This window comes from Microcystis aeruginosa LEGE 91341 (genome assembly GCF_015206885.1).
GTDB lineage: Bacteria > Cyanobacteriota > Cyanobacteriia > Cyanobacteriales > Microcystaceae > Microcystis > Microcystis aeruginosa_H.
Genome location: NZ_JADEXY010000007.1, coordinates 39,467 through 59,438, shown reverse-complemented (window position 1 = coordinate 59,438; position 19,972 = coordinate 39,467). Strand labels below are relative to the sequence as shown.

The 19,972-nt window shown below is 39.8% G+C and carries 18 protein-coding genes and 1 pseudogene; 14 read left to right on the top strand and 5 right to left on the bottom strand.

Translation table 11 applies throughout. The features are described 5' to 3' along the window. From IQ234_RS02550 to recA, 7 genes and pseudogenes are all read left to right on the top strand, one after another. Positions 1–356, top strand: a pseudogene (locus IQ234_RS02550) (flagellar assembly protein H); the annotation flags it as partial. A gap of 71 nt (positions 357–427) precedes the next feature. Beyond that, the gene (gene alaS / locus IQ234_RS02545; RefSeq protein ID WP_193955913.1) at positions 428–3,052 is read left to right on the top strand and encodes an alanine--tRNA ligase; all 2,625 of its coding nucleotides are present in this window, start codon (positions 428–430) and stop codon (positions 3,050–3,052) included. A 70-nt stretch (positions 3,053–3,122) separates the two neighbouring features. Then, entirely contained in the window at positions 3,123–4,589 is a 1,467-nt protein-coding gene (locus IQ234_RS02540; RefSeq protein ID WP_193955912.1) for an AAA family ATPase, read from the top strand. Next, positions 4,582–4,941, top strand: coding sequence for a hypothetical protein (locus IQ234_RS20925; RefSeq protein WP_228008340.1), 360 nt, complete (start codon positions 4,582–4,584; stop codon positions 4,939–4,941). The genes IQ234_RS02540 and IQ234_RS20925 overlap by 8 nt, the downstream gene beginning before the upstream one ends. 80 nt (positions 4,942–5,021) lie before the next feature. Beyond that, positions 5,022–5,336, top strand: coding sequence for a hypothetical protein (locus tag IQ234_RS20920; protein WP_228008339.1), 315 nt, complete (start codon positions 5,022–5,024; stop codon positions 5,334–5,336). 736 nt (positions 5,337–6,072) lie between these two features. Then, entirely contained in the window at positions 6,073–7,026 is a 954-nt protein-coding gene (locus IQ234_RS02530) for an aldo/keto reductase (protein ID WP_193955911.1), read from the top strand. Positions 7,027–7,153: 127 nt separating this feature from the next. Continuing rightward, positions 7,154–8,221, top strand: a complete 1,068-nt coding sequence (recA, locus tag IQ234_RS02525) for a recombinase RecA (protein WP_193955910.1) — start codon at positions 7,154–7,156, stop codon at positions 8,219–8,221. 23 nt (positions 8,222–8,244) lie between these two features. Here recA and IQ234_RS02520 read toward each other — a convergent pair whose 3' ends face one another. The 3 genes from IQ234_RS02520 to IQ234_RS21515 form a co-directional block, all read right to left on the bottom strand. Beyond that, entirely contained in the window at positions 8,245–8,841 is a 597-nt protein-coding gene (locus IQ234_RS02520) for a hypothetical protein (RefSeq protein ID WP_193955909.1), read from the bottom strand. Between the two features lie 44 nt (positions 8,842–8,885). Beyond that, the gene (locus IQ234_RS02515; protein ID WP_193955908.1) at positions 8,886–9,755 is read right to left on the bottom strand and encodes a bile acid:sodium symporter family protein; all 870 of its coding nucleotides are present in this window, start codon (positions 9,753–9,755) and stop codon (positions 8,886–8,888) included. Between the two features lie 188 nt (positions 9,756–9,943). Continuing rightward, positions 9,944–10,066 (bottom strand): hypothetical protein, encoded by a 123-nt coding sequence (locus IQ234_RS21515; RefSeq protein WP_265578462.1) that lies wholly within the window; start codon positions 10,064–10,066, stop codon positions 9,944–9,946. A 1,062-nt stretch (positions 10,067–11,128) separates the two neighbouring features. Here IQ234_RS21515 and IQ234_RS02510 point away from each other — a divergent pair. Together IQ234_RS02510 and IQ234_RS02505 are read left to right on the top strand one after the other, a co-directional pair. Beyond that, positions 11,129–11,602, top strand: coding sequence for a CRR6 family NdhI maturation factor (locus tag IQ234_RS02510; RefSeq protein WP_193955907.1), 474 nt, complete (start codon positions 11,129–11,131; stop codon positions 11,600–11,602). 94 nt (positions 11,603–11,696) lie between these two features. Continuing rightward, entirely contained in the window at positions 11,697–12,905 is a 1,209-nt protein-coding gene (locus tag IQ234_RS02505; protein ID WP_193955906.1) for a 4-hydroxy-3-methylbut-2-enyl diphosphate reductase, read from the top strand. A gap of 510 nt (positions 12,906–13,415) precedes the next feature. Here the strand turns inward: IQ234_RS02505 and IQ234_RS02500 are convergent. Together IQ234_RS02500 and IQ234_RS02495 are read right to left on the bottom strand one after the other, a co-directional pair. Then, positions 13,416–13,601, bottom strand: a complete 186-nt coding sequence (locus IQ234_RS02500; RefSeq protein WP_002766362.1) for a hypothetical protein — start codon at positions 13,599–13,601, stop codon at positions 13,416–13,418. A gap of 4 nt (positions 13,602–13,605) precedes the next feature. Next, positions 13,606–14,451, bottom strand: coding sequence for a hypothetical protein (locus tag IQ234_RS02495; RefSeq protein WP_193955905.1), 846 nt, complete (start codon positions 14,449–14,451; stop codon positions 13,606–13,608). Between the two features lie 460 nt (positions 14,452–14,911). Between IQ234_RS02495 and bchL the strand changes: the two genes are divergently transcribed. The 5 genes from bchL (at position 14,912) to IQ234_RS02470 (ending at position 19,916) form a co-directional block, all read left to right on the top strand. Then, positions 14,912–15,781 (top strand): ferredoxin:protochlorophyllide reductase (ATP-dependent) iron-sulfur ATP-binding protein, encoded by an 870-nt coding sequence (gene bchL, locus IQ234_RS02490; RefSeq protein WP_002735653.1) that lies wholly within the window; start codon positions 14,912–14,914, stop codon positions 15,779–15,781. Positions 15,782–16,009: 228 nt separating this feature from the next. Then, positions 16,010–16,393, top strand: coding sequence for a DUF5331 domain-containing protein (locus tag IQ234_RS02485; protein WP_002790982.1), 384 nt, complete (start codon positions 16,010–16,012; stop codon positions 16,391–16,393). 15 nt (positions 16,394–16,408) lie between these two features. Further along, positions 16,409–17,809, top strand: coding sequence for a ferredoxin:protochlorophyllide reductase (ATP-dependent) subunit N (locus tag IQ234_RS02480; RefSeq protein ID WP_193955904.1), 1,401 nt, complete (start codon positions 16,409–16,411; stop codon positions 17,807–17,809). Between the two features lie 168 nt (positions 17,810–17,977). Further along, on the top strand, positions 17,978–19,270 hold the full coding sequence (locus IQ234_RS02475) for an AAA family ATPase (RefSeq protein WP_193955903.1): 1,293 nt from the start codon (positions 17,978–17,980) through the stop codon (positions 19,268–19,270). A 1-nt stretch (position 19,271) separates the two neighbouring features. Then, the gene (locus IQ234_RS02470; RefSeq protein ID WP_193955902.1) at positions 19,272–19,916 is read left to right on the top strand and encodes an RloB family protein; all 645 of its coding nucleotides are present in this window, start codon (positions 19,272–19,274) and stop codon (positions 19,914–19,916) included. Positions 19,917–19,972 lie beyond the last annotated feature (56 nt).

Here is a 19,972-nt window from a genome sequence, read left to right as displayed (position 1 = left end):
GAGAATTGTTAGAATTACCTCAAGGTAATGCTTTCCGGGAAAATGTCCTAGAATTATTGATTAGTTGGCGGGTTAGTATGGAAGTAAATAACATCCTAGAAACTGAGGATAGAGAGGTGTTTATGACTTTATCTCAAACCTATCAGGAATGGAAGGAAGCAACTAAAGGGGAAGGACGACAGGAAGGAAAACTAGAAGGAAAACTAGAAGGAAAACTAGAAGGAAAACTGGAAGGAAAACTAGAGGCTAAACTGGAATCTATTCCCCGTTTGCTTGCTTTGGGTTTAAGTGTGGAACAAATCGCTCAAGCTTTGGATTTAGACTTAGAACAGGTCCGACAAGCGGCGCAAGAGTAAAGGTGGAGAGTTAAAACGCAAAAATGCCACAATGGATAAAATAGGCATTTTCTGACTAACTGACATCTTCTATGAGTAACCACCTAAGCGGAAGCGAGATTCGCCAGCGATTTTTAGACTTTTTTGCGGCCAGAAACCACAAAATTCTCCCTAGTGCCTCTCTAGTACCAGAAGACCCCACCGTTTTGCTGACTATTGCGGGAATGCTCCCTTTTAAGCCGATTTTCTTAGGGCAAAAGACCCCAGAATTTACCCGCGCTACCACTTCCCAAAAATGTATTCGCACCAACGATATCGAAAATGTCGGCCGGACTGCTAGACATCATACTTTTTTTGAGATGTTGGGTAATTTTAGCTTTGGTGATTATTTTAAAGAACAAGCGATCGCCTGGGCCTGGGAATTGTCCACAGAAGTTTTTAACCTTCCCCCCGAAAGATTAGTCGTTAGTGTCTTTAAAGAGGATGAGGAAGCTTTCGCTATCTGGCGCGATAAAATCGGTATTCCTGCCCATCGTATCCAAAAAATGGGCGAAGCGGATAACTTTTGGGTATCGGGTCCCACGGGTCCCTGTGGTCCCTGTTCGGAAATTTACTACGATTTTCACCCGGAATTAGGGGATAAAACCATCGATTTAGAGGATGATAGCCGTTTTATCGAGTTTTATAACCTCGTCTTTATGCAGTATAACCGCGACGCAGATGGCAATCTGACACCCCTAGCGAATAAAAATATCGATACGGGGATGGGTTTGGAACGGATGGCGCAAATCCTGCAAAAAGTCGCCAATAACTACGAAACTGACCTAATTTTCCCAATTGTCGCGGAAGCAGCCCGGTTAGCGGCCATAGACTACCAGAAAGCGGACGAAAAAACGAAAGTTTCCCTAAAAGTCATCGGTGATCATGTGCGCTCGATAGTACACATGATAGCGGATGGTATCTCAGCATCGAATACTGACAGAGGTTACGTCCTGCGTCGCCTGATTCGCAGAGTAGTACGGCACGGACGTTTAATCGGTATTGAAGGTCAATTTATCAGCAAAGTGGCGGAAGTTGCGATCGCTCTTTCCGAGTCCGTCTATGGCAATGTTCGGGAACGGGAAACGGTGATCAAGGCAGAATTAGAGCGAGAAGAAGCGAGATTTTTAGAAACCCTAGAAAGAGGCGAGAAACTGCTCGAATCGATTCTAGAAAAAGAAAAAAGCCAGATTTCGGGAGTCGATGCCTTTACCCTTTATGATACCTATGGCTTCCCCCTCGAACTCACTCAAGAAATCGCTGAGGAGCAGGGTTTAAGCGTCGATACGGCGGGTTTCGAGCAGGAAATGAAAAAACAGCAGCAAAGATCAAAAGCCGCCCACGAAACCATAGATTTGACGGTACAGGGTAGTTTAGATAAACTGGCGGAACATATTCACCCGACGGAATTTCTCGGTTATACGGATTTGCAAGCAACCGCAACAGTAACGGCGGTTTTAGTCGCTGGTAAAACGGTGGAATCGGCCGCAGCAGGGACTGAGGTGCAGGTAGTTCTCGATCAAACTCCTTTTTATGCCGAATCGGGTGGACAAATCGGTGATAAGGGTTATTTAACCGGCGATAATCTGCTTATCCGCGTTGAGGATGTGCAGAAAGAATCGGGGATTTTTATCCATTTTGGTCGGATTGAGCGGGGAGTTGTCACCACCGGCGATACAATTAATGCACAGATTGACCGTTCCTGTCGTCGTCGCGCCCAAGCTAATCATACCGCGACCCATCTGCTACAATCGGCCCTGAAAAAGCTTGTCGATGCTGGGATTTCCCAAGCAGGTTCCCTCGTCAGTTTTGAGCGCCTCCGTTTTGATTTTAACTGTCCTCGTCCCCTGACTGGTGCTGAATTGCAACAGGTGGAAGAACAGATTAACACTTGGATTGCCGAAGCGCATGACACCGAGATAGCGGTGATGGGATTGGAAGAAGCGAAGCAAAAGGGAGCTATTGCTATGTTTGGCGAGAAATACGGCTCAGAAGTGCGAGTTATCGATATTCCTAGCGTTTCTATGGAATTATGCGGGGGAACTCACGTTAAAAATACCGCCGAGATCGGTTTATTTAAAATCATCTCTGAGACGGGAATCGCTGCAGGAATTCGTCGCATCGAAGCGGTGGCCGGCCCCGCCGTGTTAGCCTATTTGAATGAACGGGATCAGGTGGTACGGGATTTGTGCGATCGCTTTAAGGTCAAACCTCTGGAAATTCCCGATCGCATTACGGCCCTACAATCGGAGTTAAAGGGGACACAAAAGCAGTTAGAAGCGGTTAAACAGGAGTTAGCACTAAATAAATCGGATGCTTTGCTATCTCAAGCTGAATCTATCGGCGAATTTAAGCTTTTAGTCGCTTCTTTGGGCGATATTGATGCTAATGCTTTGATGGCTGCAGCCGAAAGACTACAGCAAAAATTAGGGGAAGGGGCGATAATTTTGGCCTCGACTCCCGCGGCTGATAAAGTGAGTTTAGTGGCCGCTTTTAGTCCCCGGGTGATTAAAGATAAGGGTTTACAAGCGGGTAAATTTATCGGTGCGATCGCTAAAATCTGCTCCGGTGGTGGTGGTGGTCGTCCCAATTTAGCTCAAGCTGGGGGACGGGATGCTAGTAAGTTAAGCGAAGCTTTAGCTAAGGCCAAAAGTCAGTTAACTAGCAGTTTACAATAGTTTTAAGGGTGGGCATTTTGTCCACCTTTAAAAAATTAGTTATCCTCTCGGTGCGATTGGTAAAAATAATATGGAACTACTGATCAAGAATTTGGGATCAATTAGAAATAATAATCAAGCTATAGATTTAACCAAAAAGTTTTATACTTTTATTGGTTACAATAATAGTGGCAAAACCCTAGTTTCTCAGCTTTTGTGGACAATTTTTAATGATGACAATATTAGAAAGTTTTCCGAAAATACCCAAATTGATTCTTTAGTAATTGACTCTAAAAAACCTATTAAGATTAATCAAGAATTAATCGATGAGATTCTCAATAAATTTAGCCGATTTATTGAAAAAGAAGTTGTTAATACTTATAATCTTGATGCCAGTATTAAAGAAACGATTATTAGTTCCAATAAATTAATTTTTCAAGCAAATATCCAAGAATTTAAAGAGACGAAATTTAAAACAACTTTTTTGGTTCGTGTTGCAGGAAATAATGATCTGGAGTATTTACAGATTAGCAAGGGCAAAGGTAGCCTAACAATAAATATAAAAGAACCTAATATACCCGAAAAAGTATTTGATCAAATACCCAGAGACTTTTTTGAGAGAGCTAAACCATACAAGGAATCAGTAATTATTCCGTCAATAATAAGAGTGCTTTTGTCTAAGACAGAAGATACTTTTTTTATCCCCGCTAGTCGTAGCTTTTTTCCTGTTTTCTACCAGTACATTTATGAGATAGAGAGAAATACAAGAAGTGAGTATAATCGTCGTTTGCAAGAATTAATAGAAAATATTGATGATGATGGTGATACTAATAAAAATATATTCAAACGTCTTCAAGAACAATTACCCAAAAGGTCTTATACAGAACCAATGAATAAAGTGATTGAGTCGCTTTATTCTCTCAATACCAAGAAAGAAATTAATTCAGTTTATAATTCTCTGATTGAAAAAATGATCGGATTAATGGGAGGAGAAATCACGATTTCTAGTCTAGAAGCGATCGCACCTATTCAATTTTCTTTTAAATTCGATGAAAGCAAAGATTTACCTATGTATCTAGCTTCATCTTCAGTTAATCAGTTGACTATCTTGTATCTTTATCTCAAATATTGGGCCAAGGAAAAAAACAATTTTTTGATGATAGATGAACCAGAAGTTAATTTGCATCCCGAAAATCAAATTCGCTTAATGGATATTTTAGTTCAATTTGTCACCGAGCATGATAATCGGGTTTTGATCACTACCCATAGCCCAATTTTAACCGATATTCTCAACAATTATGTTTATCTTCATACCTTAAAAAGTTATGATGTTGATGTCACAAAAATCATTGAAGATAATCAATTAAAAAATTTAAATCCTGAAATTTCAATTGCTAAAGAAGACTTAGGGGTTTACTTTTTCACGGGTGATAAAATTATTGATTATGGAACCAGTGAATATGGTATTTATTTTCGTAACTTTAAAGAAGTTATCAACTCCGTGCAGAAATCTGGAGAAATTTTAACCAATCATATCTATTTAGCAGAGAATGAGTAAGTCTAACTCAAAAAAAGAAATATTTTCCCTTAGACAAGAGTTTCATCAAGCTTTAGAAAAACAGGGTTTTATTGAAGAAATATCCCCTACTCAGGATGAGTATATTGAAATTCAAGAAACAAAAAAGAGCGATTTAAAGAAAGTAGTTATTAATCACTTACAGTTATCGTCTAAAAATGACAAAAATATATCTACAGAAGTAGATAAAATCTGGGTGATCGATTTAGAAAAAGAGTTACCCAGTATCTATACTTCCGGCAAAACCCCTGAAAAAGCTATAGTAGTTTTACAGAGAAAAGTCGATGATGCTGGTAAAATTCTCAATTATATTATCATCTGCAAATTTGTTTAATTGAACTTAAAGCATCCCTACAGGCAAAAAAAGACAAAGAAAGCACATTAAAGCAGATTGCTGGTAAATTTCAAAGCGGGATGAATAGAATCTATATGCTTCTAACTCTCAATAATCATGCTAATCCCCAGAAAAACTATCACAATGCACAAATACTTGTGCATTTCAGAGGAATTATTTTTTATAATCGCAACGAAATTAGTGATATTGCCAAAGAAAATGAGCCAGACTATAATTTGAGCGAGAGTACCTTATATAAAATTCTCTCTCAATCTACAGAATCAAATTTATTAACCCTAGAAACCCTATTAGAAGAACGAGATAAAATCGTTGTTAAGTTTATCAAAAATCCCAATCAAAATCATATCACCATAAAACTGGAAGATTTACTCTGAATAAATGCTGCTTATCTGCAATCTTGATACTAAATCTGGTTATTAAAAACTGATTATTTATTCACCCCTTTTGCCTTTTCCCTCTTGCTTTTTACCTGTTCTTATAAGTAGCCTATGCTCAACGGATTTAGTATTATCTTGACGAGATGGATTGACTTCAATGGGTGACAAACGTGAGATTTCGGCGTGAACTCAGCCAAACCGCCGAATGGTCTTCACCTGACATTAAAAATAAAACTCCTCACTTTTACCCCTGTTCTCTTGAACGCAGTGTGTCAACCTATTTTACCGCCCAGTCTTGATGATCGTTCAGGTCAGACATTCAGCCCGTACCTAATCATGGATGGTTGGCAGTGATCTCGCTTTCTCTTTTTAGGTTACACCTCGGAGCCTTCCGTTTCCAGCTTCAATCTCAGAGTTGTGGTTTCTGAAATTGGGGGTGGCCATCGCCGTTACTCTCACCTTTGTAATAAGTTGTTAAAATTTATTATAAAGTAGATTAACCTTGAGTCCCCTCGCCTGGTTTGGTGTCTATTTGATACAAAACGTCGGGACAAATAAACAGTTATAAGGTTAGTCATTATTTGACCTTTGCATTAGGCTCCGAGGGGCTGACAACCTGACTAGGCAGTTATTTCAGCTATTACAACCCTGTTTGATGCCTAAACATTTCGCACTGATAAGAAACGCTGTCATTGACTTGTAAAACTTTAAAATTGCCACCTTTGTAGGGAATATGACTAGACAAACCGCTAATCTCGGACAAACAGGAATTTCCGTCAGTGCCTTGGGCATCGGGACTTGGGCATGGGGAGATAAACTATTCTGGAACTATGGCAAGGAATACGGAGCTATTCAGGTAGAAGCGGCCTTTCAAGCGGCAGTAGAGGCAGGAATCACCTTTTTTGACACTGCCGAAGTCTATGGACTAGGGGAATCGGAACGACTCTTAGGAAAATTTACGCAAGAGAGCGATATTCCCATCGATATTGCCAGTAAGTTTGCCCCCGTACCGTGGCGATTTGGGGCGAATTCGGTTCATAATGCCATTACCGAGAGCTTAAACCGTCTAAAAACCGATAAAATGGCTCTTTACCAAGTACATTGGCCCTTCACCTTCCTGATTAGCCAAGAAACCCTAATGAATGCCCTAGCGGAAGAAGTAAAACGCGGCCGCATTGGTTCCGTGGGTGTAAGTAATTATTCCGCCGAGCAAATGCGTCAAGCAAGCCAGATTTTGGCGAAAAAAGAGGTTCCCTTAGCGGTCAATCAGGTGCAGTATTCGCTTTTATATCGCAAAATAGAAACTAAGGCAATTTTAGCCACGGCCAAGGAATTAGGTGTCACCATCCTCGCCTACAGCCCCCTCGCTCAAGGACTACTGACGGGTAAATATAGCCCAGAAAGCCAGAATTTGCCCGATGGAGCCAGAAAAGTTGACTCCCGGTTCAAAAAAGAAGGTTTGGAGAAAATAGCCCCAATTTTAAGGGTACTGCAAGAATTGGGCGCAAAATACCAAAAAACCCCCGCACAAGTCGCCCTCAATTGGTTAATCGCCCAAGGGGATGTAATTCCCATCCCGGGGGCCAAAACCGCAGCCCAAGTGATCGAAAATGCCGGGGCCTTAGGATGGAGTTTAGAAGCGCAAGAGGTGACGCAATTAGAACAGATGAGCCGACCTTGGCTGTAAAAATCAAAACTTTTGATTTTTGATCACCATTCTGGAAAAAGTCTCTAACTTTTTGGTGATCAAGATTAAAACAAGCTACAATCTTTAGATACTGCTGTACTACTTAAGAAAACTGGGGACAAAATTAATGGCGACAATGACAAATAATCCCGATCGAGATAAGGCATTAGGTTTAGTCTTAAATCAAATCGAGCGCAACTTTGGCAAAGGTTCGATTATGCGTTTAGGAGACGCCACCCGGATGCGGGTGGAAACCGTGCCTAGTGGTGCTTTAACCCTAGATATGGCTTTGGGTGGCGGTTTACCGAAAGGCCGCATCGTCGAAATTTACGGGCCGGAAAGTTCTGGCAAAACCACTTTAGCCCTCCATGCGATCGCAGAAGTGCAGAAAGCTGGGGGAGTGGCGGCCTTTGTCGATGCGGAACACGCTTTAGATCCCACCTATTCGGAAGTTTTAGGGGTAGATATCAATAATTTACTGGTAGCACAACCGGATACGGGGGAGGCAGCCCTAGAAATAGTTGACCAGTTAGTGCGTTCTTCGGCCGTGGATATCGTCGTCATCGACTCGGTGGCCGCTTTAGTGCCGAGGGCGGAAATTGAAGGGGAAATGGGGGATAATCAGGTGGGTTTGCAGGCCCGTTTGATGAGTAAAGCCCTGCGAAAAATTGCCGGTAATATTGGTAAATCCGGTTGTGTGGTCATTTTCCTCAATCAACTGCGGCAAAAAATCGGTGTCACCTACGGCAATCCTGAAGTGACCACCGGGGGAAACGCCTTAAAATTTTATGCCTCGGTACGTTTAGATATCCGTCGCATTCAAACTTTAAAAAAAGGCACGGAAGGAGAATACGGAATTCGGGCTAAAGTTAAGGTGGCTAAAAATAAAGTCGCACCTCCTTTCCGGATTGCTGAATTTGATATTATCTTCGGTAAAGGCATTTCCCAAGTGGGTTGTATGCTGGATATCGCCGAACAAACTAACGTGGTTACTCGTAAAGGGGCATGGTATAGCTATAATGGCGAAAATATTGCCCAAGGTCGCGATAATGCCGTTAAATATCTTGAAGAAAAGCCAGAAGTAGCGGCGGAAATTGAGAAGTTATTGCGGGATAAATTAGACATGGGTTCGGTTCCTTTCCCCACGGAACCTGCCGATGAGGACGATGAGGACGATCAGGAACCAGAAATCTAAAAGAAGACGGTTTTAAGTCTTGGTTATCCCCCAGTTTCGGGGGATTTTTTTGTTTCAGAATCGGTAGATTTAGCGGCTTCTAACCATGATTGTAACCCTTTTTTAGTCGGTGTTCCTCTAGGGGTAAAAGTCCATAGATCTCGTTTATGTTGGGGTCCGTAGCTGATATGAATCGGGCGATTAATTCCGTAAAAATAGAGAGAATCAAAGGGTAATTTTGCGGTTAAAATCCAATCTATCAGGCGATCGCTCGTTAAATTGATAATCCGAAAATCACAGGCTGCCCCCAATCGCTGACAATAATATTGACCTTTTTGATTAATTTCGTGAGCGCAATGTTGATCACGACTGGGATCGATTCTACCGTTTTTTAAGCCGGTGATTGGGTCTTTTTTTTGGAGAAATTTTCTCAGATCATTAGAACAAAATCCGTAGGTTAATTGGAATCTTTCTCGACCAAAATTATCAATAATTGGATCGATAATAAAGTGAGCGAGATTTTGCCAAGCGGTTATCGTTTCAGGATTTTTTGGATAGGGGTCGATTTGTGCTGCGTACTTTTGATAGGTTTGGGAACAGGTAGATAATTCTTCAAGGGTTAAATATTTACCAATTAACATAATCAGTTATCAGTTTTTTAGCTATATCCTATCACCCGATTTAGCTATTTTGCCAAAGCGGCTTTTTGGCGACCATAATAAACAGCGATAAAAGCGCTGACATACATCCATAAACTATAGACAACTGCGGGAATGGCTAGATCGGGATTCTTTAATAAACCGGCAGTGATGGCAATAGCTAAAGTGCCGCTTTGAATACCCACTTCAATTGCGATACAAATTCTTTGGGGAATAGTTAATTGAAATAAACGACCACTGAAAAAACCAATTAGGGAAGCAATCGTATTTAAAATAATCACTGCCAGACCAGTTTGAGCGATAAATAAAGGTAAACGTTCCCATTCTTTCAGGATTAATAAGAAGATAATAACTGCTAGAAAAATTACGGCCAAACGATTAGTTATCGGTTCCAGACTTTTGGCCAGTAAAGGGAAGTAATGGCGGATAGTCATACCGATAACCAGGGGTAAAAGTATAATCAAAAATATCTGCGCCATAGTGGAACCAATGGGTAGGGATATGGCGGCACTTTCACCCATAAAATGCTGGATAGTAAAACTGGCTAAAAAAGGTATTGTGAAAATGGTGATGATGCTGCTAAAAGCGGTTAAAGTAACAGAAAGAGCCACATCTCCCTTAGCTAAATAGGTTAAAACATTGGAGGAAGGACCGCCGGGGCAAATCGCGACAATCATTAAACCGACGGCAATTTCTGGACGGAGAGGCAAAAGAGAAGCAATAATAAAACCGACGATCGGTAGAATAATAATTTGATTGACTAAACCGATCAGGACTGCCTTGGGATAACGAGTGATACGCTGAAAATCGGCGGGAATTAATCCTAATCCCATGCCTAACATTAAAACGCCTAGGGCAACGGGTAAGAGGATATTAGTAAAAAAGTTGGCCTGCATGGGATAAAAGCCGAGAAGATGAGCTTATTTTCCCATAAATTGACTAATTTATTCTTGTCCCTGGTTCCCGATTTTGCCGACTAAAAAACCCTCAGTGTGCAGAGGGGGTTAAATTGTAGGAGAAATCCAACCCCAGGGATTTTAGTCTGGTTTCTCTTCCCCCTCTGGGATGATATCCCCGTCTCACTTCAGTTGCTTGGTGGCAACCATGGGATCACAGCTAGGGAACTGCCGATGCGACTACCACTTTTGACATCAGCAATGCCTAGGAAATGTTGTCGCAGGACTCCCATCAAGAATAACGAGGGCAAATTTTCCTCCTAAATCCCACAATCCTTGAATTCCCTACCATTGACAAATTGCTGGGGCGATCAAGGTGGTGGATTTTCGGTGAACGATAGGTGAGTTTTTGCAGAGTTTTCCCTTCTCGATCGAGGGGCAGTTTTCTGTCATCTAAGTTGTGTGTAAACATAGCAACCCTCCAGAACCCTACAGTTCTATTGTACCTTTATCCCTGGTTCGAGTGCGGGAGAATGTAATAATCTGTATTATTCGTCAGAGAAAACTCAACCGTTGTTTGTTTTAAATGTAGTCGCAAGTGTGAGCGGGTTAATATTCCTTAGCTTGTTTACCGATTCCCTCAGCAGGATTACCAGTTGACTCTTTGCTTTTCTGTACGATCTAGTTCGAGGATTTGTCTGGGGTAAAGTAATTGATAAAGTAGCTCATTTCCCCGATATCACTCTCTTTGATAATCCCGATTGATTGCCCTTAATTAAGTTAAGGAAAAAAGGGTTAAATCCTCTAGAATAATTATCCAGAGAATTACTCATTTTTGAGTGAAAGACTGGCTCCCTTGCTGCCAGTGGAGAATAGGAAATTTATCAATAGTCATTAGTCATCGATTAGCTCTTTGTCCACTGGCAGATGCCATTGTTGTTCTCGAAAACGGTAAAATTAGCGAAGTAAGAACCCATGGGGAACTGATGAGCAAACGAGGACAATATGGTTCTTCTGGTTTCTGTGTGGAAACGAGGTCTATACTGATAGTTTATTTAACAAAATAGTTCTAAAAGTCTTTCCCAGTAAACATTTCACGATTTCATAAGCAAAAATTATCACACAAAGTCGAGAAGAGCCACAATATCACCCTAATAGTTATCAATCTAAAAAACCCGGTGTGCAAGGGAGGTTAAATTGTGGGAGAAATCCAACCTTGGCGATTTTTGTCCGGTTTCCCTGGCCGCTCCGGAGTGAGAGAATAGTCAAACTTAGTTTTTTTGTCCCGATTAAGAGTATTTTCTGAGATAGATCATTGTGATCTAGGGATAAAAAACCGTAATTTTGCCCGATATAACCTTTTATTTGCCCCTATGACTGTCAAAATCGCTCTTAACCCCAATCAAATCCAAAATCTCGATCTATCATCCTTAGAGACTATTATTCAAGATTATCAGTCACGATCAGCGATCGCCGAACTGGAACAAGCTCTACAATTAGAGATAGATTATCCTCGCGCGGAGGGTGATATGCGAGAATTATCGGAGATACCGGAAGTCAGGCTGTGGTTTTTGCGTTTAGATGCGGTTTATCCCTGGTTAATCTTTATTCTTGACCCAAAACAGGGAGAAATCGCTCGTTATGCTGCTATGTTGGTTCCCCATCAATTCCATCGCGGGGAAGGAATTCAATATAATCCCGAAGCTTTGGAGATTTTTGTGATGCAAAAACTCTTTATTTTGTCTGATTGGCTGAAAAGTCAGCAAATTCCTGCTTTATCTCGCTTAAAATTTTTTGCTCAACAGTTTGGTTACGATATCGACGAGGAATTTCTCTCTAGTCTCTAAAGACTCCCTGGGCTGACTAGATAAGGTATTTTAAATATATGGCAAGCTACTGTCTCGCCCAATTTAGCGCCACCAATACCCCTATCAGAGAATCATGGATACAAAATCCTTTAAACGCACCCTACAGCAATCGGATAACTATAACCGCAAGGGATTCGGTCACAAAGAGGAAGTAATGGATGCGATGACCAATGAGTATCAAAGCGACCTGATCCAAAAAATTCGTGAAAATAATTATCGTTTAGAACGGGGTGACGTGACGATCTATCTCGCTCAAGCTTTTGGGTTTTGTTGGGGGGTAGAACGCGCTGTTGCTATGGCCTACGAAACTCGTCAACATTTTCCCCAGGAACGTCTCTGGATTACTAACGAAATTATTCACAATCCCTCGGTTAATCAGCGTCTGCGCTCCATGGCCGTGGGTTTTATTCCGGTGGAAAATGGCCAAAAAGACTTTACTGTGGTGGAATCGGGGGATGTGGTGATTTTACCCGCTTTTGGGGCCAGTGTCTCAGAAATGCAAATACTTAACGATAAGGGTTGCATGATTGTGGATACCACTTGTCCCTGGGTTTCTAAGGTGTGGAATTCTGTGGAAAAGCACAAAAAAAGCGCCCATACTTCGATTATTCACGGGAAATATAATCACGAAGAAACGATCGCCACTAGCTCTTTTGCCGGCACTTATCTAATTGTTTTAAATTTGGCTCAAGCTAATTATGTCGCTAATTATATTCTCCACGGTGGCGATAAAAACGAGTTTTTAGAGAAGTTTAAAAATGCTCATTCCCAGGGGTTCGATCCCGATCGCGATCTAGATTATATCGGTATTGCCAATCAAACCACGATGCTGAAAAGTGAAACGGAGGAAATTGGCAAACTCTTCGAGCATACTATGTTGAGAAAGTACGGACCGATCGATTTTAAAGATCATTTCATGAGTTTTAATACCATCTGTGATGCCACTCAAGAGCGTCAAGATGCCATGTTTGAACTGGTGAAAGAACCGCTTTCTTTAATGGTGGTAATTGGGGGCTATAATTCCTCTAATACCACTCACCTACAGGAAATAGCGATCGAGCGTGCCATTCCCTCCTATCATATCGATAGTGCCGAGCGCATTCTCCCCGGTAATCGCATCGAACATAAACCTTTAGGTGGCGATTTAATTATCACCGATAACTGGTTAAATGAGGGAAAAATTATCGTCGGAGTGACTTCCGGCGCTTCCACTCCCGATAAGGTGGTAGAAGAGGTAATCGAGAAAATTTTTGCGCTCAAATCTTCTTTAGTCCCTGGTTAATTAGCCTAGGTGTGTTAGCCTTTGGCAATGGCTGCATCTCATATCACAAATAGAAGATGCAGCCGATATTTTTATCAGTGGGATTGCTCAGAAACTAACAACCGCAATCTTGACATTGACGTTAGAACCGTTGGATTCTTCTCGTTGGGTGTATCTCACATTTGCAAAAATACCGACAATCAGCAATTATCAGTGACTCTTAAATTATTACAGATATATCATACTAAATCCGTTGAGTAACGCACAGAAAACGGGTTTCTCGGAGAAACCCGTTTTCTACTCATGCAAAAGGCAAAACGGAGAATAAATAATCAGTTTTTAATAACTGGATTTAGTATCAGCAGCTGTCTTGGGGGGTAGAACCCCCCAAAAGCTTGGATTGAGTGATAAAATCGAAAGTAACGCCCGACTTTAGCAGAGAGTTTCCCCCTAAAAATCGCAACTTAGTAGATTTACAAAAATGAGATGCAGCCTTCTCGTTTCTGTCTGGAAGGAAGAGCCAATATTTTCCTAAAAACGGCGGGTTTTATCGATTCCGTAGAGGATTCCCGTCACCACAGAAGACAGAATTAATAACAAAATTAATCCTCCGGGTAAAAAGGATAATATTCCCATGCCGCGTAATACATAAACTAACACAGTCACCAATAGGAAACCGAAAAAAAGAGACTTTAAATAGCTAGAATTGGAGCGCATTTACTTAGATTAACAGTTCCTCTTGAGTTAAGTTTAACTTTTCGGCAATCATTGCCAGGATTTTTTCTTCCCTTTTTCCGTTACTTATAGATTCCAGTAAACGGCTATTTAGAATGATTTTTTCACCGTTCGATAGGGTTAAAATAATCCGTCGGTAATTAGACCCTAAAAAGCCTTTGTAGTCTTCTACTTTTGCCTCAACAATTCTCTCTAGAAGATAATCACTTTCACTTCTAAAAGTTAAATGTTGTCGCTTATGGGTTAGGGTAGCGGTAACCTGATTAAAGATATAACTCTCCCAATAGCTGGCATCATAAAGTAACAATAGACCAGACAATAAGCATAACATACCCCAAAGATAATAGCGATAATTATGGTGGTGTTCTAGCAGTACTGACAAGGTATCTAGGGGACTTTTTGCAATAATTTCCTGAGTTTGATATCTATTCACAAAACTCTCAAATCGGGTTTTAAAATCACTAGCTGACTGCACATCCCGAAAATTCTCGATGTAGAGATGGTTATTTCTTCCAACCAATAAAACCGTGTTATTAACAGTTTTTTTCTGCTCAACACTGATAAAAACTTCCTGATAGACAGCCGTAGCTTTAATGTGAGTTAAAGAAAAATTTTCCCGACTAGAAACAGGAAAATTATACTCTTGGACATATTGACAATCTATCCTTTTTGTGCCTAACCGAATGCAGTCGAGATAAGCGCGCTGGAAAAAAACTACATAGGCTAAAAACAGCAAAGGAAACCCAGCCAGAAAAAAACCCAGAAAAGGACGATATTTAGGAGCCTTATTTTCTAATAAGAGTGTAGTCAGCGTTTTTTGCTTAACTCGCATGGGAAACCCTACAGGTACTTTGTTCTAATTGTACTACAGCTTTTTTCAGCATCCTTCTCAGGATCGATTTATTTAATCTGCTGATCGGGAAAATTGTAATGATTATTCACGAAAATCTGACATCGGTCTCTAGACTGCCTCTATCTTGACCTTTTTTGTCTGGGTTTGGCACGGTAAAACTCTGTTTATCGAGTTTTTGTAAAGCTTTGGCGGTTTTTTGTTTTTTGTTTGTATTTATATTAAATATATAAATAAAGCTTTTTTTATAAGTTTTTATCAATTTCAGAGACTTTATAAGCTCTAAAAAATTATTTATCTAGTTTTTAAGCTTTTATTCTCACTCTAGCTATAGTAGGTAAAAATTGAGCCTCTTGCCAAGAGGTGGGGAGATGGTCAATAATTGCGATCGAAGCACTGATAAACAAACTCACCATTCAAACGTACATTTAGGAGAACTTCCATGCCTTTAACACTCGCGGTCTACGGAAAAGGTGGCATCGGTAAATCGACAACAAGCTGTAATATTTCGGCTGCTTTAGCCAAAAGAGGCAAAAAAGTCCTACAAATAGGCTGTGACCCCAAGCATGATAGCACTTTCACCCTGACAGGCTTTCTTATTCCCACAATCATTGATACCCTACAAGAAAAAGATTTTCACTACGAAGACATCTGGCCCGAAGACGTTATCTATGAAGGTTACGGTGGTGTCAAATGCGTGGAAGCGGGGGGTCCCCCGGCCGGCGCTGGTTGTGGCGGTTACGTCGTCGGGGAAACGGTGAAATTATTAAAAGAATTGAACGCTTTTGATGAATTTGACGTGATTTTGTTTGATGTTTTGGGGGATGTGGTCTGTGGAGGATTTGCCGCACCCTTAAATTACGCCGATTACTGCATAATTGTCACAGATAACGGCTTTGATGCTCTTTTTGCCGCCAATCGCATCGCCGCTTCCGTCCGGGAAAAAGCTCGCACCCATCCCCTGCGACTAGCAGGATTAATTGGTAATCGCACCTCAAAACGCGATTTAATTAATAAATATGTGGATCATGTTCCCATGCCAGTGTTAGAAGTTTTACCCTTAATTGAAGATATTCGTGTGTCCAGAGTTAAAGGTCAAACTCTCTTTGAAATGGCCGACAAGGATCCGATGTTAAGTTACGTTTGTGACTATTATCTCAACATTGCCGATCAGATTTTAGCCAAACCAGAAGGAGTTATTCCTAAAGAATCTGCCGACCGGGAGTTATTCACTTTATTATCGGATTTCTATCTTAATGCTGATAAACCCAAAGTTAACGCCGAGGCGGAATTAGATCTAATGATGGTTTAGATTATTTTCTAGGGTGGGTTAGGGACATCGTAACCCACCAATAACCACCAATAAACTCTTTTTCTGAGTGGGTTACGGCGCATAATTAACTTATTAGTTAATAGCCTAACTCATCGTCACCTAACTCACCCTACCCACGAATTTTATCGAGGACTCGATGATGATCATTTTTCCCTCTTATTGGGAACTCTAATAGAGAGAACATCATTATTCAGCCAAGGAGACAAAATGAGCAACTTTGAGGAATTAAAAGCAGCACTTAAAGATAAATGGTTGGATTACTACCAAATTAATCAAGCTTGGATTAAGGTTTTTACGACTGCTACTAATTCTTGGATAAACACTCCTGATGGGGGAAAACGTCCTTCTTCTCATCTAATTCTGGGAGTAGCTACTGCTTTAGAAACACAATTATTTATGTGGATGAGTCCTTTTTGTGTTCTCAGCAACGATAGTAATAAACTTGTCGATGCTTTAGGTTTAAATTTTGGCCCTGAGATAGAACTCGAAAAACGAGAAGAAGAAAGAGCAAAAATCCAAGAAGCTGAAGCCATTCCTTTACTGCCTGAAACCAATCCACATACTGAATACCTAAACCAATTCCGCAATTAAGGAGAACCAAAAAACATGACCGCCACTCAAGAACCGAGCGCTTTACAATTTGATTGTGAAACCGGCAACTATCACACCTTTTGTCCGATTAGCTGTGTTGCTTGGTTATACCAAAAAGTCGAAGATAGTTTCTTCCTTGTTATCGGCACAAAAACCTGTGGTTACTTCCTGCAAAATGCTATGGGGGTGATGATTTTTGCCGAACCACGTTATGCCATGGCTGAATTAGAAGAAGGGGATATTTCCGCTCAACTAAAAGACTACGAAGAATTAAAACGCCTCTGCTTACAAATTAAACGAGATAGAAACCCTAGCGTTATCGTTTTTATTGGTACTTGTACCACCGAAATTATCAAAATGGACTTAGAAGGATTAGCACCGAAACTAGAGTCAGAAATCGGTATTCCTATCGTGACAGCACGCGCTAATGGTTTAGATTATGCTTTTACCCAAGGAGAAGATACTGTCCTCGCTTCCATGGTGCATAAATGTCCCGAAAAAGTTAAGCATGAAGATGAAAAAGAAGAACGGAATGCTATCCAGAAACTCTTAACTTTTGGACGTAAAAAAGAAGAAATTAAACAGGAAGAATCGGAATATAAAGACCATCCTCCTTTAGTTTTATTTGGTTCTGTTCCCGACCCAATTGTGACCAATTTAACCCTAGAATTGAAAAAACAAGGAGTTAAAATTGATGGTTGGTTGCCGGCCAAACGCTTTACCGAATTACCGGTAATTGAAGAAGGTTATTATGTCGCTGGTGTCAATCCTTTTCTATCACGAACTGCCACCACTTTAATGCGTCGTCGTAAGTGTAAATTAATTGGCGCACCCTTTCCCATCGGTCCGGATGGAACCCGTGCTTGGATAGAAAAAATCTGTTCAGTTTTGGGAGTACAACCCCAAGGATTAGAAGAAAGAGAGGCAAAAATTTGGGAAAGTTTAGAGGATTATCTGCAACTTGTGCGCGGTAAATCGGTCTTCTTTATGGGGGATAATTTACTAGAAATTTCTCTGGCACGTTTCCTAATTCGCTGTGGGATGACTTGTGATGAAATCGGTATTCCCTACATGGATAAACGCTACCAAGCGGCCGAATTAGCATTACTAGAAAAAACCTGTAATGATATGGGTGTTCCCATACCGAAAATTATCGAAAAACCTGATAACTATAATCAGATTCAGCGCATTTACGAGTTAAAACCCGATTTAGTGATTACAGGAATGGCCCATGCAAATCCCTTAGAAGCGCGGGGAATTAACACTAAATGGTCGGTAGAATTTACTTTTGCTCAAATTCATGGTTTTACCAATGCGCGAGATATTTTAGAGTTAGCTACTCGTCCCCTGCGTCGCAACAATAACCTCAAGGAATTGGGTTGGGACAAGTTAGTTAAAGAGTCAGCAAAAGTGTAAATTTGTTTTCAAAAGGCTACAATCATCAGGTAAGGAAAATCAATTCCTTACCTTTTTCAGTGATTGTTTGCTGATTCTGAGGACAATTCTTGTTCAAATGCTCAACAAGTGCATAAAATAAAAGTATCGTCTCCTTTATTCCTTAGAGACTGTTAGGGTTAATATGCAATGCTCATCGGATTTAGTGTCGGCAATTATCGCTCTTTTAAAGATGTAGTCACTCTCAGCATGGTAGCGGTGGAGGATGCCTGTAGTAATGATGAGCTTGATAAAAATAATGTTTTTAAGGTTAATCAACAATTTAGTTTACTGAAAAGTGCCGCTATTTATGGAGCAAATGCCAGTGGTAAGAGTAATTTAATTCTGGCATTCAATTTTATGCGACGGTTTGTCATGAATTCTGCAAAATTACAAATCACTGACAAAATAGATGTGGAAGACTTTAGATTAAGTACCGAAACTGTTGATAAACCATCCTTTTTTGAAATAGTTTTTCAGCTAAAAAACAAAACTTATAGATATGGATTTGAAGCAACTCAAAAGCGAGTAGTTTCCGAATGGTTATTTTGTACGCCCAGAAGTCGTGAAACTAAAATTTTTAATCGGCAAGGCGATAAAATAGAATATAGCAAAAATATTGAACAAGGTAATATACTAAGAGGATTGACAAAAAAAAATACTCTCTTTTTATCACTAGCGGCTCAATTTAATGATTCTCTAGCGGTGGAAATTGTCTCTTGGTTTAGTCACTTAGGTGTTGTGTCTGGGTTAAATGTGGAATTATTAAAAGCGATTACGCTTGAGTATCTTTCTGATAGACAAGATTTGATTTATGATGTGACTAAGTTAATTAAAAAATTAGATTTAAGTATTGACAATCTGAACCTAGAAACAGAAACGAGAAAAATTTCCTTAGATAGTTTCCCGCAAGATTTACAGGATGTTGTCAGAAATATCATCAGTGACTCTAGCGGTGAAATAAAGTCCGCTACCATAAAAACCTATCATCCAAAGTATGACTCAACAGGTAAAATGATTGAGTTAGAAATTTTTGATATGGACAAACATGAATCTGATGGAACTAAAAAGATTTTTGCTCTGTCAGCACCGATTTTAGACACTTTGCAAAGAGGGGAAGTTTTAGTAATTGATGAATTGGATGCCAGACTTCATCCTCTAATGACTAGAAATATAATCGAATTATTTAATTCTCAGAAAACTAATCCCAAAAATGCTCAACTTATTTTTACTACTCACGATATTAATTTACTTAGTTATAAATTTTTAAGGAGGGATCAAATTTGGTTTACCGAAAAAAATCATCAAGGAGCAACAGATTTATATTCTTTGGTGGAATTTGCTGATATTAATAATAATAATCCCTTTGAAAAAGATTATATTCAAGGTCGTTATGGAGCAATACCTTTTATTGGTGATTTAAGTACAATTATTGGTAATTAGTATGAGTAACAACAGGAATACTTCTGATTATTTGCGTCGCCAAACTAAGACTAGAAAAACAAGAAAAAGATTTTTAATTGTTTGCGAGGGAGAAAAAACTGAAGTTAACTATTTTAAGGCTTTTGATGTTCCTAAGAAAATTGAAGTTACGGTGCGAGGTGAAGGTAAAAATAGCTTGAGTTTAGTCGAAAAAGCTATTAAGATTATAGATAATCTAAAACAAGATGACTCATTCGATCAAATCTGGTGTGTTTTTGATAAAGATAACTGTTCTAAAGAGCAATTTAATCAAGCGGAAAGACTGGCTAAACAAAAAAACATCAAGATTGCCTATTCTAATGAAGCTTTTGAAATTTGGTTTATTTTACACTTTCAATATCTGGATATTGCCACATCCCGAAGTAAATACCAAAAAATTTTAAATACCCAGATGAAAAAGTATGGATTATTAAACAAGAAAGAAAAATATGCAAAAAATCGAGAGGATATGTACGAAAAATTAAAGCCATACCAGACAACAGCAATCACTAATACAGCAAAACTTATTCAAGATAGAGATGAAGCAAAAAAACATCCTTTTGATGCCAATCCCTCAACCACAGTACAGAAATTAGTGCAAGAACTTAACATCAATAGTCGTCCTTAAGCTTGATTCTCTTCTGTCAATAATTAAATATTTAATTTCAATTTAAACCTCAAGTT

Coding starts and splice junctions, on each gene's coding strand:
- alaS (WP_193955913.1), top strand. CDS start 428: ATGAGTAACCACCTAAGCGGAAGCGAGATTCGCCAGCGATTTTTAGAC.
- IQ234_RS02540 (WP_193955912.1), top strand. CDS start 3,123: ATGGAACTACTGATCAAGAATTTGGGATCAATTAGAAATAATAATCAA.
- IQ234_RS20925 (WP_228008340.1), top strand. CDS start 4,582: ATGAGTAAGTCTAACTCAAAAAAAGAAATATTTTCCCTTAGACAAGAG.
- IQ234_RS20920 (WP_228008339.1), top strand. CDS start 5,022: ATGAATAGAATCTATATGCTTCTAACTCTCAATAATCATGCTAATCCC.
- IQ234_RS02530 (WP_193955911.1), top strand. CDS start 6,073: ATGACTAGACAAACCGCTAATCTCGGACAAACAGGAATTTCCGTCAGT.
- recA (WP_193955910.1), top strand. CDS start 7,154: ATGGCGACAATGACAAATAATCCCGATCGAGATAAGGCATTAGGTTTA.
- IQ234_RS02520 (WP_193955909.1), bottom strand. CDS start 8,841: ATGTTAATTGGTAAATATTTAACCCTTGAAGAATTATCTACCTGTTCC.
- IQ234_RS02515 (WP_193955908.1), bottom strand. CDS start 9,755: ATGCAGGCCAACTTTTTTACTAATATCCTCTTACCCGTTGCCCTAGGC.
- IQ234_RS02510 (WP_193955907.1), top strand. CDS start 11,129: ATGACTGTCAAAATCGCTCTTAACCCCAATCAAATCCAAAATCTCGAT.
- IQ234_RS02505 (WP_193955906.1), top strand. CDS start 11,697: ATGGATACAAAATCCTTTAAACGCACCCTACAGCAATCGGATAACTAT.
- IQ234_RS02500 (WP_002766362.1), bottom strand. CDS start 13,601: ATGCGCTCCAATTCTAGCTATTTAAAGTCTCTTTTTTTCGGTTTCCTA.
- IQ234_RS02495 (WP_193955905.1), bottom strand. CDS start 14,451: ATGCGAGTTAAGCAAAAAACGCTGACTACACTCTTATTAGAAAATAAG.
- bchL (WP_002735653.1), top strand. CDS start 14,912: ATGCCTTTAACACTCGCGGTCTACGGAAAAGGTGGCATCGGTAAATCG.
- IQ234_RS02485 (WP_002790982.1), top strand. CDS start 16,010: ATGAGCAACTTTGAGGAATTAAAAGCAGCACTTAAAGATAAATGGTTG.
- IQ234_RS02480 (WP_193955904.1), top strand. CDS start 16,409: ATGACCGCCACTCAAGAACCGAGCGCTTTACAATTTGATTGTGAAACC.
- IQ234_RS02475 (WP_193955903.1), top strand. CDS start 17,978: ATGCTCATCGGATTTAGTGTCGGCAATTATCGCTCTTTTAAAGATGTA.
- IQ234_RS02470 (WP_193955902.1), top strand. CDS start 19,272: ATGAGTAACAACAGGAATACTTCTGATTATTTGCGTCGCCAAACTAAG.